The 16,188-nt window shown below is 55.7% G+C and carries 13 protein-coding genes; 12 read left to right on the top strand and 1 reads right to left on the bottom strand.

Translation table 11 applies throughout. The annotated features are described in order from the left end of the window. The first annotated feature begins 57 nt into the window (after nucleotides 1-57). The 3 genes from ACQRD3_RS10065 (at nucleotide 58) to guaA (ending at nucleotide 6,052) form a co-directional block, all read left to right on the top strand. Complete coding sequence (locus ACQRD3_RS10065) at nucleotides 58-1,146, top strand: carbamoyl phosphate synthase small subunit (protein WP_080907793.1); 1,089 nt, start codon at nucleotides 58-60, stop codon at nucleotides 1,144-1,146. Then, on the top strand, nucleotides 1,146-4,421 hold the full coding sequence (carB, locus tag ACQRD3_RS10060; protein WP_427781305.1) for a carbamoyl-phosphate synthase large subunit: 3,276 nt from the start codon (nucleotides 1,146-1,148) through the stop codon (nucleotides 4,419-4,421). Before ACQRD3_RS10065 ends, carB begins: the two co-directional genes overlap by 1 nt. Before the next feature lie 89 nt (nucleotides 4,422-4,510). After that, nucleotides 4,511-6,052: a glutamine-hydrolyzing GMP synthase gene (guaA, locus tag ACQRD3_RS10055; RefSeq protein ID WP_427781303.1), complete on the top strand. Its 1,542-nt coding sequence runs from the start codon at nucleotides 4,511-4,513 to the stop codon at nucleotides 6,050-6,052. Between the two features lie 195 nt (nucleotides 6,053-6,247). Here the strand turns inward: guaA and ACQRD3_RS10050 are convergent, their stop codons facing one another. Then, on the bottom strand, nucleotides 6,248-6,781 hold the full coding sequence (locus tag ACQRD3_RS10050; RefSeq protein WP_004221664.1) for a helix-turn-helix domain-containing protein: 534 nt from the start codon (nucleotides 6,779-6,781) through the stop codon (nucleotides 6,248-6,250). 191 nt (nucleotides 6,782-6,972) lie between these two features. On the opposite strand from ACQRD3_RS10050, the gene ACQRD3_RS10045 reads away from it, so the two are divergent. The 9 genes from ACQRD3_RS10045 (at nucleotide 6,973) to ACQRD3_RS10005 (ending at nucleotide 16,104) form a co-directional block, all read left to right on the top strand. Further along, a complete protein-coding gene (locus ACQRD3_RS10045) occupies nucleotides 6,973-7,173 on the top strand; it encodes a DNA-binding protein (protein WP_033524007.1) in 201 nt (66 codons plus the stop codon). Between the two features lie 3 nt (nucleotides 7,174-7,176). Then, nucleotides 7,177-8,253, top strand: a complete 1,077-nt coding sequence (locus ACQRD3_RS10040; protein WP_427781301.1) for a tyrosine-type recombinase/integrase — start codon at nucleotides 7,177-7,179, stop codon at nucleotides 8,251-8,253. A 2-nt stretch (nucleotides 8,254-8,255) separates the two neighbouring features. Continuing rightward, nucleotides 8,256-8,576 (top strand): plasmid mobilization protein, encoded by a 321-nt coding sequence (locus ACQRD3_RS10035; RefSeq protein ID WP_427781299.1) that lies wholly within the window; start codon nucleotides 8,256-8,258, stop codon nucleotides 8,574-8,576. A gap of 7 nt (nucleotides 8,577-8,583) precedes the next feature. Continuing rightward, nucleotides 8,584-9,738, top strand: coding sequence for a helicase RepA family protein (locus ACQRD3_RS10030; RefSeq protein WP_427781297.1), 1,155 nt, complete (start codon nucleotides 8,584-8,586; stop codon nucleotides 9,736-9,738). A gap of 460 nt (nucleotides 9,739-10,198) precedes the next feature. Further along, nucleotides 10,199-11,542, top strand: a complete 1,344-nt coding sequence (locus tag ACQRD3_RS10025; protein ID WP_427781295.1) for a plasmid recombination protein — start codon at nucleotides 10,199-10,201, stop codon at nucleotides 11,540-11,542. Between the two features lie 373 nt (nucleotides 11,543-11,915). Beyond that, a complete protein-coding gene (gene tet(W) / locus ACQRD3_RS10020; protein ID WP_427781293.1) occupies nucleotides 11,916-13,835 on the top strand; it encodes a tetracycline resistance ribosomal protection protein Tet(W) in 1,920 nt (639 codons plus the stop codon). Nucleotides 13,836-14,294: 459 nt separating this feature from the next. After that, nucleotides 14,295-14,444, top strand: coding sequence for a hypothetical protein (locus tag ACQRD3_RS10015; RefSeq protein WP_198933277.1), 150 nt, complete (start codon nucleotides 14,295-14,297; stop codon nucleotides 14,442-14,444). 143 nt (nucleotides 14,445-14,587) lie between these two features. Then, entirely contained in the window at nucleotides 14,588-15,010 is a 423-nt protein-coding gene (locus ACQRD3_RS10010; RefSeq protein WP_427781291.1) for a hypothetical protein, read from the top strand. Between the two features lie 224 nt (nucleotides 15,011-15,234). Further along, a complete protein-coding gene (locus ACQRD3_RS10005; protein WP_427781289.1) occupies nucleotides 15,235-16,104 on the top strand; it encodes a leucine-rich repeat domain-containing protein in 870 nt (289 codons plus the stop codon). Nucleotides 16,105-16,188: the final 84 nt, after the last annotated feature.

Genomic DNA, 16,188 nt, shown 5'->3' with positions numbered 1-16,188 from the left:
ATTTTGGAATAGAATCAAACAGATAACGACTGTGAGAAGAAAGGCGGGAGGCAGAGTATGAGAGCGACCCTCATTCTGGAAAACGGCGCAGTTTTCCGAGGCGAGAGCATCGGCGGCACGGCGGACCGGGTCTGTGAGATGGTGTTCAATACGTCCATGACCGGTTATCAGGAGATCCTGACCGATCCTTCCTATGCGGGGCAGGGCGTTGTGATGACCTATCCCCTCATCGGCAATTACGGCGTCAACAGCGCTGACAATGAGTCCGGCCGGCCCTGGGCCGAGGCGTTCGTAGTCCGTCATCTGGCGGAGCGGGGCAGCAATTTTCGTCGGGAGGGAGACCTGAACGACTATCTCAGACAATATCATATCACGGGCATCCAGAACGTTGATACCCGTGCGCTGACGCGTTTACTCCGCAGTCAGGGGACCATGAACGGCATGATCACCTGTGCGGAGGATTTTTCTATGCAGGCAGTTTTGGAGACCATCCACGCCTATCGGGTCTCCGGAACGGTGGAGCGGGTGAGCCGGAAGGAGGCGGAGTTCTGCCCCGCGGAGGGAGAGACGCTCTGCCGGGTGGCTCTCATGGACTACGGCGTGAAGGCCAACATGATCCGCTGCCTCCAGCGGCGGGGCTGTGCCGTCACGGTCTTTCCCGCCCATACGCCCGCCGCAACGGTGCTCGCCGGCGGCTTTGACGGAGTGATGCTCTCCAACGGTCCCGGCGACCCGGCGGACAACCAGGACATCATCCGGGAAGTCAAGAAGCTCTACGACGCCGAGCTGCCCCTCTTTGCGGTCTGTCTGGGTCATCAGCTGCTGGCGCTGGCCACCGGGGCCAGGACCCGGAAAATGCGCTTCGGCCACCGGGGAGGCAACCATCCGGTGAAGGACTTGGCCAGGGGGCGGGTGTTCATCACTTCCCAGAACCACGGCTACGCCGTGGTGGCCGACTCTGTGGATCCGGCGGTGGCCCGGGTCTCCCACAGCAATGTCAACGACGGCGGCGTAGAGGGCCTGGAGTATCTCCGGAACAATTGCTTCACTGTCCAGTTCCACCCGGAGGCCTCTCCGGGGCCCATGGACACGGAATATCTCTTTGACCGCTTTGTGGCATCCATGCAGAAAGGGGGCGCGCAGTAATGCCGAAGGATCCGAACATTCACAAGGTGCTGGTGCTGGGCTCCGGCCCCATCGTCATCGGCCAGGCCGCCGAGTTCGACTACGCCGGGACCCAGGCCTGCCGCGCCCTGAAGGAGGAGGGCGTGGAGGTGGTGCTGGTCAACTCCAACCCTGCCACCATCATGACCGACAAGGATATCGCCGACCATGTGTACATCGAGCCGCTGAACATCGCCTCGGTGACGCAGATCATCGCCAAGGAGCGTCCCGACGCCATCCTGCCCACCCTGGGCGGCCAGACCGGCCTCAATCTGGCTATGAACCTCCACGAGCAGGGGATTCTGGACGAGTACCGCGTCCGTCTGCTGGGGACCTCCCCCGAATCCATCCGCAAGGCGGAGGACCGGCAGGGTTTCAAGGACGCCATGGAGGCCATCGGCCAGCCCTGCGTGGTCTCCGACGTGGTGGAGGACGTGGAGTCCGCGGTGGCCTTTGCGGGGCGCATCGGCTACCCTGTCATTGTCCGCCCCGCCTACACGCTGGGCGGCTCCGGCGGCGGCATCGCCTACGATGAGCCCTCCCTCCGGGAGATCGCCGACCGGGGCATCCATCTCTCCCGGGTGGGCCAGGTGCTCATCGAGCGCTCCATTGCCGGCTGGAAGGAGATCGAGTTCGAGGTCATGCGGGACTCCGCGGGCAACGTGATCCAGATCTGTTCCATGGAGAACGTGGATCCCGTTGGCGTCCACACCGGCGACTCCATCGTGGTGGCTCCTACCCAGACCCTGGCCAACAAGGAGTTCCAGATGCTCCGCTCGGCCTCTCTGAACATTATCTCTGCCCTGGAGATCGAGGGCGGGTGCAACGTGCAGCTGGCCCTGGACCCCGATTCCTTTGAGTACGCGGTCATCGAGGTCAACCCCCGGGTGAGCCGTTCTTCCGCCCTGGCCTCCAAGGCCACCGGCTATCCCATCGCCAGGGTGGCGGCCAAGATCGCCCTGGGCTATACCCTGGATGAGATCCCCAACGCCGTCACCGGAAAGACCACCGCCTGCTTCGAGCCCACGATGGACTACTGCGTGCTGAAGATCCCACGCCTTCCCTTTGATAAATTCACCACTGCCAGCCGCACCCTGGGCACCCAGATGAAAGCCACCGGCGAGGTGATGGCCATCGGAAACTCCTTTGAGGCCGCCCTCATGAAGGCCATCCGCTCCCTGGAGCTGCCGGTGAAGTCCCTGAAAATGGACGGCCTGGACGAGCTCTACACCGAGGAGATCGAGGACCGGCTCCAGAACATTGACGATCAGCGGCTCTTCGTGGTGGCCGAGGCCCTGCGCCGGGGCTTCTCTCCGGAGAAGATCAACGCCATCACCAAGTACGATGTATGGTTCCTGGACCGGCTGCAAAAGATCGTGGATATGGAGGATCGGCTGGAAAAGGGCGTCCTGGACGCCGCCGCGCTCCGACGGGCCAAGGAGATGGGCTTCTCCGACCGGTGGATCGCCGACCTCTCCGGCACCACGCAGGAGGCTGTCAAAGCCCTGCGGGAGGAGAACGGCATCCGCCCCGCCTTCAAGATGGTGGACACCTGCGCGGCTGAGTTCGAAGCCGAGACCCCCTATTACTACTCCACCTATGACGCCGAGAACGAGGCCGGACAGCCCCGCGACTGGGGCAGCGCTCCTGTGGCGCCCAGCCTGCTGGGGGAACACGCTTACCATCTGCCCCCCGAACCCAGGGAGGGGAAACGCAAGGTGCTGGTTCTGGGTTCCGGTCCCATCCGCATCGGCCAGGGCATTGAGTTCGACTACTGCTCGGTCCACTCGGTGTGGGCGCTGCGGAAGCTGGGCTGCGAGACCATCATCATCAACAACAACCCGGAGACCGTCTCCACCGACTTCGATGTGGCCGACAAGCTCTACTTTGAGCCTCTTACCGCCGAGGACGTGGCTGCCGTGGTGGAGCAGGAGCATCCCTGGGGCGCGGTGGTCCAGTTCGGCGGGCAGACCGCCATCAAGCTGGCCCAGGCCCTTACTGACATGGGGGTGTTCCTCCTGGGCACCTCCGCCGACGGCGTGGACGCCGCCGAGGACCGGGAGCGCTTCGATGAGATCCTGAACGAGTGCCGGATCCCCCGGGCCAGGGGCGAGACGGTGTTCACCACCGAAGAGGCGCTGAAGGCCGCCCACGACGTGGGCTATCCCGTGCTGGTCCGGCCCTCCTATGTGCTGGGCGGCCAGGGAATGGAGATTGCCTACAACGACCGGAACATCATCGAGTTCATGAAGGTCATCCACCAGACGGTGCAGGAGCACCCCATTCTGGTGGACAAGTATCTCATGGGCAGGGAGGTGGAGGTGGACGGCGTCTTTGACGGCGAGGACATCCTCATTCCCGGCATCATGGAGCATGTGGAGCGGGCCGGCATCCACTCCGGCGACTCTATCTCGGTCTACCCGCCGCTCCACATCGAGGAGAGGCACCGGCAGACCATCCTCCGCTACACCCGGGATCTGGCCCGTGCGCTTGGGGTCATCGGCCTTGTGAACATCCAGTTCATCCTCTACGACGACGAGGTGTACGTCATTGAGGTCAATCCACGCTCCTCCCGGACCATTCCCTATATCTCCAAGGTAACCGGCGTGCCCATCATCGATCTGGCCACCCGGGTGATGCTGGGGGAGAAGCTGAAGGACCTGGGCTACGGCACCGGGATCTACCCTGAGGCCAGGTATTATGCGGTCAAGATGCCGGTGTTCTCCTTCGAGAAGCTCACCGATGTGGACACCGGCCTGGGGCCGGAAATGAAGTCCACCGGTGAGGTGCTGGGCCTGGCGGAGACCTTTCCCCTGGCCCTTCGGAAAGCCTTCAAGGGTGCCGGACTGAAAGCCCCCAAGCGGGGTGGACGGGCCATCATCACCGTCAAGGACGAGGACAAGGACGAGATCGTGGGTATCGCCCGGGGCTTTGCCGACATGGGGGTGGAGCTCTACGCCACCGCCGGCACCTGCCGGGTGCTCCGCGGCGCCGGCATCGACTGTAAGCTGGTGGCCCGGGTGTCGGAGGCCCATCCCAATATCGCAGACATGATCGCCTCGGGTACGGTGGACCTGATCATCAATACCCCCACCCACGGACGCCGCCATGAGAGCGACGGCTTCAAGATCCGCCGTATGGCGGTGGAGCACTCCGTAGCCTGTGTCACGGCGGTCGACACCGCCCGGGCCATGCTCACCGTGCGTGCCCGGAGCCGCTCGGCCGAGCTTCGGCCGGTGGATATCACCGGGATCTGAGTGCGGAAGCGGTTGACCGCGGCGGCAGGGACGTGGTAAAATAGCAATGTTCTTTAAGAATGTTTGATGCACAGAGAGGAAGAAACAATATGTCTCACCAAACCGTCCTCGTTTTGGATTTCGGCGGGCAGTACAATCAACTGATCGCCCGCAGGGTCCGGGAATGCGGCGTCTACTGCGAGGTCAAGCCCTATACCACTCCGCTAACCGAACTGAAGGCCATGGCTCCGATCGGGATCATCTTTACCGGCGGACCGGGGAGCGTCTATGAGCCAGACTCTCCCCAGGCGGATCCGGAGCTCTTCCGGATGGGGGTGCCCATCCTGGGCATCTGTTACGGCTGCCAGCTTTTAGCTCACAATCTGGGGGGGTGTGTCACCCCTGCCCAGGCCGACTCTGCCCGGGAGTACGGCAAGACCGAGACCTTTTTCGACACCGGCTGCAAGCTTTTCCGGGACCTGCCCGCAGAGGGCATTTCCTGGATGAGCCACGGGGACTATATGGAGAAGGTACCTGATGGGTTCTCTCTGGTGGCCCACTCCGACGCCTGCCCCAACGTGGCCATCTGTGACGAGAGCCGCGGTTTCTACGGTGTCCAGTTCCACCCCGAGGTCAACCACACCCAGAATGGCACCAGCATGATCCGCAACTTCCTCTATGAGGTATGTGGAGCCAGGGGTGACTGGACCATGGGAGATTATAAGGAGACCGCCATTCGTCAGATTCGGGAGAAGGTGGGCTCCGGCAAGGTGCTGCTGGCCCTCTCGGGCGGCGTGGATTCCTCGGTGGCCGCGGCACTGGTGGCCGAGGCGGTGGGCAGCCAGCTCACCTGCGTGTTTGTGGACCACGGCCTCATGCGCCTCAACGAGGGCGACGAGGTGGAAGAGGCCTTCCGCAAGTGGGACATCAACTTTGTCCGCTCCAATGCGGAGGAATTGTTCCTTTCTAAGCTGGCGGGGGTGACTGATCCAGAGCGGAAGCGGAAGATCATCGGGGAGGAGTTCATCCGGGTCTTTGAGGCGGAGGCCAAAAAGATCGGCCAGGTGGATTATCTGGTCCAGGGGACGATCTATCCCGACGTCATTGAGTCCGGCGCGGGGGATGCGGCGGTCATCAAGAGCCACCACAACGTGGGTGGCCTGCCCGACTATGTGGACTTCAAGGAGATCATCGAGCCGCTGCGGATGCTCTTTAAGGATGAGGTCCGCCAGCTGGGCCGGGAACTGGAGCTGCCGGAGTACCTGGTGATGCGCCAGCCTTTCCCGGGTCCGGGCCTGGCGATCCGCATCATTGGCGAGATCACGAAGGAGAAGCTGGACACGCTGCGTCTGGCGGACTTCATTTTCCGGGACGAGATCGACAAAGCCGGGCTGGAGGGCAGCATGAACCAGTACTTTGCGGTGCTGACCAACATGCGTTCGGTGGGCGTCCAGGGCGATGGCCGGACATATGATTACACCTTGGCGCTGCGCAGCGTCACCACCAGTGATTTTATGACGGCGGATTGGACCCGCATCCCATACGAGGTGCTGGACCGAGTCAGCGTCCGCATCGTCAACGAGGTGCCGCACATCAACCGCATTGTTTACGACATTACCAGCAAACCCCCCGCGACCATCGAGTGGGAATAACTAGCAAAACCCGCAAAGCCTTGAAAACACTGGGTTTTTGAAACGGAAACGGGGCATTTGATAGCAAATTGATAGCAGATACCAAAACCGGATTTACTTTGTTCACTCCCGTATAGCGGGTGGCTTGCGGGTAAATCCTCCATATCCTAAGAAAAAGGTCTTGCTGACTTTCACCAGTCGGCAAGACCTTTTTTGCTATTTGTCTTTTCTCTGTTTCTTCAATCCTTTTATCAGAGCATCGCTTAATTCCTTCGAGGGGACTTTGGCCCACCGCTGGGTGGTGTCATACTTGGGGTAGTTGTACCGCCAGCGGTCATAGTCCTCCTTGGTAATCTCCCCGGCCTCCAGCTTCGCCGCCTGTTCCCGCCACGCAATCAAGATTTTGTTCAGCTCACTGGCTTGACGGCCTCCCTGAAAAATATCTGCTTGCAGGCAGGCACGTCCATCCGCCTCTACCACTTTCAGACTGTAAACATCCTCCAAGGCGAACAGCGTATGGGCCAAACCTATGTAGTTATCTATGTCCGGGACGCTCAACGCCTGGGGCGATACATCTAATGTATGCGCCAGGGCAGCGGTCAAGTCGGCCTTCGGCGTCCGGGTGCCTGTTTCGTACTGTGCCAGACGAACATCGGCGGAACGCTCTGGAAAGCCCACCGCCATACCAAGATACTTCTGTGTCATACCCCGGAGGGTGCGGAAAAAATGGATGCGCTCTCCTATTGCCATAAATGCCAACTCCTATCTGGTGGTTTCTGTCGAAAACAGTATAACATATTCGCTTAGTAACAGTCAAGAGTATCTTAAACAAAAAAGTTAAAAATTATTCCGCAAGCCACTTGACAAAGCAAATTTGCTTAGTTATAATAGGTTAAGCATAAAGGCTTAGTCCTGGAGCCGTGAAAGGAGGTGAGCGCACAATGGCAAGCACCATGTTCATGCGGGTGGACGAGGTAGCGGAGGAATTAGGAGTTTCTGTCCCCTATGCCTATAAGCTGATTCGTTCTATGAATGCGGAGTTGAAAAAGACGGGCTGTATTACCATTTCAGGCCGCATCGACCGCAAATTCTTCCACGAAAAATTTTATGGCACAAGAGGCCAGAGCGAAAGGAGTGATTAACCTATGGCGGCGTTTAAGAACAAGGCCAACGGCACTTGGTACGTCCAGTTCCGCTATACGGACTGGAAAGGAGAGCGCCAGCAGAAGTTAAAGCGTGGCTTTGCCACCAAGAAAGAGGCCCAGGCGTGGGAACGGGAGTTTCTGATGCAGAAGCAGGCCGATGTGAACATGACCTTTGAGAGCTTCGCCCAGCTCTATGAGAAGGACATGAAGCCCAAGCTGAAGCTGAACACCTGGCTGACAAAAGAGAGTATCATCCAGAAGAAAATCCTGCCGTATTTTGGAAAGCGGAAGTTGTCGGAAATCACCGCCAAGGACGTGATGGATTGGCAGAACGCGATCCGAGGGTTGACGGACGCCAAGGGAAAACCCTATTCCCCTACCTATCTCAAAACCGTCCACAATCAGTTGAGCGCCCTCTTTAACCATGCTGTCCGATACTACGGCCTCCAGGTCAATCCTGCGGCCAAGGCCGGGAACATGGGGGTGGAGGAACGGCGTGAAATGCTGTTCTGGACGAAGGAAGAGTATCTGAAATTTGCCGACGCCATGATGGACAAGCCCCTCTCCTACTATGCCTTTGAAATGCTCTACTGGTGCGGTATCCGGGAGGGGGAACTGCTGGCCCTCATCCCAACAGACTTCGACTTTGAGGCGGGTACAGTGTCCATCAGCAAATCCTATCAGCGGCTCAAGGGCAAGGACGTGATTACCACCCCCAAGACGAAAAAGAGCAACCGTGTCATTAAGATGCCCAAATTCCTCTGTGGAGAGATGGAGGACTACTTAAAGATGTTTTACAGCGCCGGGGCGGATGAACGGATTTTCCCTGTCAGCAAGCACTATCTCCACCATGAAATGGACAGGGGTGCGAAAGCGGCGGGAGTGAAGCGGATCAGGATTCACGACCTCCGACATTCACACATTTCCCTGCTGATTGATATGGGCTTTACCGCCTTGGCAATCGCTGACCGGGTAGGGCATGAGAGTATCGACATTACCTACCGCTACGCCCACCTGTTTCCCACAAGGCAGACGGAGATGGCGGACAAGCTGGACTTTGAAAGGATGGGAACGTAACCATGTCACTGAAAAACCGAGACAACAAAAATCGCTGGAGGAACAAGACCGTGGCCTTCCGGGTGTCCCCGGAGGAAGATGGACAGATCGAGGCCGCTGTGCGGCTCTCCGGCCTGACAAAGCAGGACTACATCACAAGACGCCTCCTGTGCCGGGACGTAGTGGTACAGGGCAATCCCAAGGTCTACAAGGCCCTGCGTGACCAGCTTGCCGCCGTTCTGGACGAACTGCGGCGGGCCGAGGACGGGGCTGGCGTGGACGATGAACTGCTGGACACCATTCAGATGATCGCTGCTATCATGGGCGGCATGAAGGAGGATTGATAGATTGATGGATTCCAGAGAAACGAAAAGGACTGTCCCGGTTCCGTCTGTTGGCGCAGACGGGGAACAGCCCATTTCACAAACACCTACCGCAAGTATAACAGAGGAAACGACAGAAAACAATCCCCCTGAAAAAAATTATGCGGAACTGCTGCGGAAAATGCAACGCATGAACGACCCGGCATATCTCCCCACGATTTCCATGAACGAGTTGTACGAGAACGTCTATCAGAGCAGACCGCCCGTCATTGACGGTCTGCTCTATCCGGGGACGTACCTCTTTGCGGGAGCACCCAAGGTGGGCAAGTCGTTCCTGATGGCCCAGCTTGCCTACCACGTCAGCATGGGCCTCTCCCTGTGGGACTATCCCGTTCACAAGGGGACTGTCCTCTATCTGGCGCTGGAGGACGATCATCGCCGTTTGCAAGAGCGGCTTTACCGGATGTTCGGTATGGACGGCACCAACGACCTTCTCTTTTCCATCTGTGCCAAACAGGTCGGCAACGGGCTGGAGGAACAGCTAAAGCGATTCGTGCAGGAACACCCAGACACCAAACTGATTATCATTGACACCCTTCAGAAGATTCGGGAGGCTGGCGGGGATAAGTACAGCTACGCCAACGATTATGAGGTGGTAGGAAAGCTGAAACGCCTTGCTGACGCTTGCGGCGTCTGCCTCCTACTGGTACATCACACTCGGAAGCAGCAGGCCGACGACAAGTTTGATATGATCTCCGGCACCAACGGCCTGTCGGGGGCAGCAGACGGGGCCTTTCTTCTTCAGAAGGAGAAGCGGACGGACAGCACCGCCACCTTGGATGTGGTAGGACGTGACCAGCAAGACCAGCGGCTCTATCTCACTAAGGACAAGGAACACCTGACATGGACACTGGAGCGGATGGAAACGGAGTTGTGGGTAGAACCCCCCGACCCGGTGCTGGAGGCCGTAGCCGCCTTTATCACGGCGGAGAGGCCGTCCTGGGGCGGTACGGCCACGGAGTTGGCGGCAGCCCTGCAAGTGGATATGAAGCCCAATGCCCTGGCGATGCGGCTGAACGTCCGGGCCGGGAAACTGGCAACGGACTATCATATCCGCTATGAGAACACCCGCACCCACGCCGGGAGAAGTATCAGCCTGACCCTGGATCCTCCCCAAGCGTGACGACCGTGACGGCTGTGACGGCTTTTTTGAGAGCGGGGGCGGTGTCCAAAACATCGTCACGGTCGTCACGGCTGTCACGGGGAGCGGGGTCAAATGTCAAGGGGGCATACCTGCGGGTGGAGATTGCCGCAAGGCAATACAACCCGAACCCCTTGACATTTGGCCTACGGAGGACACTTGCCGGGTGGTGGAAAGGCTGCGCATTTCCACCTGCCCAACGGCGAGTGGCAAAGTTTAGGCGGGGTGCAGGGTGCCCTTTTCAAAGGGCGGCCCTGCTGGGGGAGGCAACCGCAGTTGCCGGGGGCAAAGCCCCCACACCCCCTCGGAGAGCCCACGGCACTTTGCAGCCCGCAGGGATGAAAGTGTCATAGTGGGTTATTACACTTCCCGCAGGAAGTGCCTCCCCGAATCCCCGTTCTCTTTCAACAACCAAACATCTGAAACAGGAGGATTTTTGCCTATGGCGAGAGGCGACGGTATTGATCGTACCAACGCAAGAAATATGAGGCTGACCGAAACCAAGATCGGCAACACCCAGCAGCACAACGAGCGTGAGAAGGATTCCTATATCAATCAGGACATTGTACTGGAGCGGACGCCGCTCAATGTCCACTTCAAAACCCCGTCCGCCGGGTATCGGGAGATGTTCTCCCAAATGGAGGCCGATGGTGTGATCTCCACCCGTGGCATTAAGGCGGACGCATTTCGATACGGTGAGTTGGTCTTTGATGTGAACTCCGCCTACTTCTACAATCACGGCGGCTATGACTTTGCAAAACAATTTTACACCGACGCATACAAATCCGCAATCAAAATCGTAGGTGGAGAGCAGTATATTTTGTCGGCGGTCATGCACGCCGACGAACGCAACCGGGCTATGTCCGAGGCGCTGGGAGAGGACGTGTACCACTACCACCTCCATGTGGTCTATATCCCGGTGGTGGAGAAGGAGATACGATGGACAAAGCGGTGTAAGGACAAATCCCTGGTGGGCAAGGTCAAAGAAACCGTTATGCAGGTCAGCATGAGCAAAAAGTGGGCGTCCCGGCCCGCAGTAGACGAGGCTACCGGGGAGCCATTACGAACAGCAAAGGGCAAGCCTGTGCTGAGAAAGTCGTACAGCGTCTTGCAGGATGATTTCTTTCAGCAGATGCGCTCCGCTGGCTACACGGACTTGGAGCGTGGAGAGCGTGGCAGTTCCGAGGAACATCTGACGGTCACGCAGTTCAAGGTGAAGTGTGAACAGGAGCGGTTGGCACAGCTTCAGGAGGCGGCTGTGCTGGCCCAGGTCGAGGTTGACCGAAAGAACAGGGAGGCGGCAGCTGCCGAGAAGAAAGCGGCCCAGGCCAAGGCCAAACTAAACGATGTGGCCCCCATGCTGAAAGGCATGGAGAAGCTGGCGGAGGAATTTTCCAGGGACCCGGAACAGGTCTTGCCAGAAGCGGGACCGCTGGAATCAGCCAGGACCTATCGGGAGAAAAAGGCCAAGCCCTTATGGGCGAAGATCGTCAAGGTGCTGCGGTCTGTCTATCGGGCCTACTGCGACCTCAAATCCAAATTTGAGCGGCTGCAAGCGGACTATGGCCGGGAGGTCAGCAAAAACAGTTCCTTGTCAGAAAGGATTTACGAGGTCTGCGCCGAGAGGGACAGTCTAAAGGGAAAGGTCAGGGACTATGAGCGGGTCAGGCAGGCTATTGGCCTGGAACAGGCGGACAGGATATTAGAGGCCACTTACCAGCAGGAACAGGCTGAAAAGGAATGGAAACGGACCGCAAGGCAAAAAACAAGGGTAGGCGCACGATAATCACCAAAACCGGGGGGGTGTTCCAGTGAATGCCCTCCTGATTTATTTGGGGAATCGGGTAAAAATAATTTCTTGTTTTTTAGAGCGTACTATGATATACTGCTATTATCCTGATTTGAGGAGTCTACCAAATATGCGGCAAGGTATTCTTAAATAAAATTTGATAATGGGCGCAAAAATGATTGCCCCTTGCAGGGGCTTAGTTTTTGTACCCAATTTAAGAATACTTTTGCCTTTTTAGTAAATATCGTGACGGACAGCGGCTCATGTAAGCCGTCATACTTCTGTTTGTCCGAAGTCATGATCCCCAGCGGTAAAAGTATTAGCCGCTGGGGATTTTTGCGCCCATTTGGGCCTTGTACGGAGGATAGACATGAACATTATCAATATTGGGATTCTTGCCCATGTAGACGCTGGAAAGACAACCTTGACGGAGAGCCTGCTGTATGCCAGCGGAGCCATTTCAGAACCGGGGAGCGTCGAAAAAGGGACAACGAGGACGGACACCATGCTTTTGGAGCGGCAGCGTGGGATTACCATTCAAGCGGCAGTCACTTCCTTCCAGTGGCACAGATGTAAAGTCAACATTGTGGATACGCCCGGCCACATGGATTTTTTGGCGGAGGTGTACCGCTCTTTGGCTGTTTTAGATGGGGCCATCTTGGTGATCTCCGCTAAAGATGGTGTGCAGGCCCAGACCCGTATTCTGTTCCATGCCCTGCGGAAAATGGACATTCCTACCGTTATCTTTATCAACAAGATCGACCAGACTGGCGTTGATTTGCAGGGCGTGTATCAGTCTGTTCGGGATAAGCTCTCCGCCGATATTATCATCAAGCAGACGGTGTCGCTGTCCCCGGAAATAGTCCTGGAGGAAAATACCGACATAGAAGCATGGGATGCGGTCATCGAAAATAACGATGAATTATTGGAAAAGTATATCGCAGGAGAACCGATCAGCCGGGAAGAACTTGCGCGGGAGGAACAGCGGCGGGTTCAGGACGCCTCCCTGTTCCCGGTCTATCATGGCAGCGCCAAAAAGGGCCTTGGCATTCAACCGTTGATGGATGCGGTGACAGGGCTGTTCCAACCGATTGGGGAACAGGGGAGCGCCGCCCTATGCGGCAGCGTTTTCAAGGTGGAGTATACAGATTGCGGCCAGCGGCTCATCTATCTGCGGCTATACAGCGGAACGCTGCGCCTGCGGGATACGGTGGCCCTGGCCGGGAGAGAAAAGCTGAAAATCACAGAGATGCGTATTCCATCCAAAGGGGAAATTGTTCGGACGGACACCGCCCATAAGGGCGAAATTGTCATTCTTCCCAGCGACAGCGTGGGATTAAACGACGTATTGGGGGACAACACCCGGCTTCCTCGTGAAAGGTGGTGCGATGCCCCCCTCCCCATGCTGCGGACGACGATTGCGCCGAAAACGGCAGCGCAAAGAGAACGGCTGCTGGACGCTCTTACGCAGATTGCGGATACTGACCCGCTTTTGCGCTACGAGGTGGATCCCATCACCCATGAGATCATTCTTTCTTTTTTGGGCCGGGTGCAGTTGGAGGTTGTTTCCGCTTTGCTGGCGGAAAAGTACAAGATTGAAACAGCGGTGAAAGAACCCACCGTCATTTATTTAGAGCGGCCGCTCAAAGTGGCCAGCCACACTATCCATATCGAGGTGCCGCCCAACCCGTTTTGGGCATCCATCGGACTGTCTGTTACGCCGCTCCCGCTTGGCTCCGGTGTACAATACGAGAGCCGGGTTTCCCTGGGATACTTGAACCAGAGTTTTCAAAACGCTGTCATGGATGGTATCCGTTACGGTCTGGAGCAAGGCTTGTGTGGCTGGAACGTAACGGATTGTAAGATTTGCTTCGAATACGGGCTTTATTATAGCCCGGTCAGCACGCCGGCGGACTTTCGCTCATTGGCCCCGATTGTATTGGAACAGGCATTAAAGGAATCAGGGACGCAGTTGCTGGAACCTTATCTCTCCTTCACCCTCTATGCGCCCCAGGAATACCTTTCCAGGGCTTATCATGATGCGCCGAAATACTGTGTTACCATCGAAACGGCCCAGGTAAAAAAGGATGAAGTTGTCTTTACTGGCGAGATTCCCGTCCGCTGCATACAGGCATACCGTACTGATCTGGCCTTTTACACCAACGGGCGGAGCGTATGCCTGACGGAACTGAAAGGGTATCAGGCCGCTGTCGGCGAGCCGGTCATCCAGCCCCGCCGTCCAAACAGCCGCCTGGACAAGGTGCGCCATATGTTCAGTAAGATCACTTGATACACCACAGCGAGGAAGGTTATTGCATTTCCCTGTCTTTCGTGGTAAAATGTAGTTGTAAACCACCAGAGAAACCAATCTAATTTTACCGTTGATAGCCATTTCCTTGATAGCCAAATGATAGCAAAAGTTCGGCAAGCCCATAGGATAAGGATAATAGGTATCAGGAAAAATCAAATGGTATCAAATCCCCCAAACAAAAGCGTTTAGAATTAAGTTTCATTTTGCGAGTGGGAATGAAGCACAAACCTCAAGAAAGCCTTATTTTAAGCCATTTTCAGAGGTTGTGCCGGTGGGCTGATACTATTTTGATACTATAAAGCAGCCACTTATCATTACAGAGAGATATGAAAATGCCTTCTGGGAAACGGCAAGTTTTCCAGAGGGCTATTTTATTGCAAATTTTATATGTAAGAATTATTAGAATAGAAAATTTTTACTTCTTCAACAAAACTTTGCATGAGCAAAAAAGCTTCTTTAGCTTCTTTAAGTTTAGGCAAAAGTGAAGAAGGGGAACTTGCAAAGGAAATCTTGATTGAATTTATGAAAGATTTTCAGAAACGGAATCCATACTGGAAGAAAAATGTGCAGAGTTTCGGGGCGAATTAGGGCAGATACAGGGGCAAATAACCCTTGCTGGAGCTGAGATGGAGCAATTACAGGAAGATACCAAAGAAGCCAGAGAGGAAGCTCTAAAAGCGGAAAAACAGGCAGATAAGCAACAAAAACGGCTCAAGGAACTTGCCCCGGCTGTGAAGAACATAGAGCGGTTGGCAGCGGATTTCTCCGCCGACCCGGAGGAGATTTTGCCGGAGCCGGGAACACTGGAAACAGGCAGGGCCTACCGGGAGAAAAAGGCCAAGCCCCTGCTGGCTCAAATCGTCAAGGTGCTGCGCTCCCTGTATCTGGCCTATGTGGAGCTGCGGGGGAAATTTGAGCGTCTGCAAGGGGACTATGGCCGGGTGCGGGAGGGCAATGCCTGCCTGTCTGACCGCTTGATGGAAATGAAGTTGGAGAACAAAAAACTGCGGCAGATCTCCGCCGACTATACACGGGGCAAGCGGGTCTTCGGCCCGGAGCAGGTAGCGGCGGTGGTGGAGGCCGACAGACAGCGGAAACAGGCGGAGAAAGGCCACAAGCGGCCCCGGCGCTCTTTTAGTCGGGATGGACGGTAAGAGAAGTAGGTTTATGCAAAGTCTTGTGATATACTGTTCTCAAATAGCAGGGCGACAATCGGGAATTATTTTAATGCGTCTTAGGCGGACAAGACGCAGAACAGCAAATCGGAACTTGTTTGCATTGAGAGGGATTTTTTGTGATGCCTAATAGACGCTCGATTATTATTGATGGACAGAAAATTACTTTAGACGCAACGGAACTGCCAATGGGCCTTCAAATCATGAAAGATTTGACACCAATTGCAGTTTTGAAATGCTTAAAAAAACTGGAACTGCCCTGCAACTTAATCTCCGATTTAACACCGCTGGCAGAATTAAAACAACTATCTAATCTTGACCTTGCGATGAACCGAATTACAGATTTGACGCCGCTTTCAAATCTGACGCAACTAAAAAAACTACTTCTAAGTCAAAATCAAATCATAGACCTGACGCCGCTGTCCAACTTAACACAACTAAAGGTCTTGTGTTTAGGAGAAAATCAATGTGTTGACTTGTCACCATTAAAAGATTTGAAATTGCTGGCGTTTCTGGATTTGAGTTATAATCCAATTACGGACATATCACCTTTAGCGGCTCTCTCTCGAATCGTGAACTTACGACTATCAAACATCCAGATTACAGATATTTCTTTTCTTGCAAATATGAAACAATTGCGCAGCTTATACCTTAGCGGATGTCAAATTGTCACTCTATCACCCTTGGCTGGCCTAACACGGTTAGAGTGGCTGGACTTGAGTGATAACTGTATTTCAAATTTGGCACCCTTGGCAGGATTACTGCGATTAAGTACACTGTATCTGAACCACAACCAAATCACAGACCTATCGTCCTTGACAGGTTTGCCAAAATTGTTTGAACTGCATCTGGAACACAATGGAGTCACAGATTTGACGCCGTTGACCAGTTTGACTTGGCTACACAGGTTGTATCTAGAGGGCAATCCTGTCAGCGACCTAACGCCATTGATTAATATGCCAATGCTGAGGGAACTAATTATACTAGATTGCCCAATTCAAAAACGCAGCCGTGCGGCTTTCCGAAAGGCGCGGCCGGATTGCTATATTGAAATAAGACATAAACGCAAATAGCAGTGGGGCCATTATATTTCCCTTATATCGAGTTAATTTAACTGCGCCTTCTTGGTATAATGCGTACTTGCCAACTTCAATCAG

This window comes from Candidatus Pseudoscillospira sp. SGI.172 (assembly GCF_050313575.1).
Taxonomy (GTDB): domain Bacteria; phylum Bacillota; class Clostridia; order Oscillospirales; family Oscillospiraceae; genus Vermiculatibacterium.
This window is presented reverse-complemented; position numbering and strand designations above follow the sequence as displayed.

What these genes read in the sequence shown, in the direction of transcription:
- ACQRD3_RS10065 (WP_080907793.1), top strand. Translation starts at nt 58, where the DNA reads ATGAGAGCGACCCTCATTCTGGAAAACGGCGCAGTTTTCCGAGGCGAG.
- carB (WP_427781305.1), top strand. Translation starts at nt 1,146, where the DNA reads ATGCCGAAGGATCCGAACATTCACAAGGTGCTGGTGCTGGGCTCCGGC.
- guaA (WP_427781303.1), top strand. Translation starts at nt 4,511, where the DNA reads ATGTCTCACCAAACCGTCCTCGTTTTGGATTTCGGCGGGCAGTACAAT.
- ACQRD3_RS10050 (WP_004221664.1), bottom strand. Translation starts at nt 6,781, where the DNA reads ATGGCAATAGGAGAGCGCATCCATTTTTTCCGCACCCTCCGGGGTATG.
- ACQRD3_RS10045 (WP_033524007.1), top strand. Translation starts at nt 6,973, where the DNA reads ATGGCAAGCACCATGTTCATGCGGGTGGACGAGGTAGCGGAGGAATTA.
- ACQRD3_RS10040 (WP_427781301.1), top strand. Translation starts at nt 7,177, where the DNA reads ATGGCGGCGTTTAAGAACAAGGCCAACGGCACTTGGTACGTCCAGTTC.
- ACQRD3_RS10035 (WP_427781299.1), top strand. Translation starts at nt 8,256, where the DNA reads ATGTCACTGAAAAACCGAGACAACAAAAATCGCTGGAGGAACAAGACC.
- ACQRD3_RS10030 (WP_427781297.1), top strand. Translation starts at nt 8,584, where the DNA reads ATGGATTCCAGAGAAACGAAAAGGACTGTCCCGGTTCCGTCTGTTGGC.
- ACQRD3_RS10025 (WP_427781295.1), top strand. Translation starts at nt 10,199, where the DNA reads ATGGCGAGAGGCGACGGTATTGATCGTACCAACGCAAGAAATATGAGG.
- ACQRD3_RS10015 (WP_198933277.1), top strand. Translation starts at nt 14,295, where the DNA reads ATGAGCAAAAAAGCTTCTTTAGCTTCTTTAAGTTTAGGCAAAAGTGAA.
- ACQRD3_RS10005 (WP_427781289.1), top strand. Translation starts at nt 15,235, where the DNA reads ATGAAAGATTTGACACCAATTGCAGTTTTGAAATGCTTAAAAAAACTG.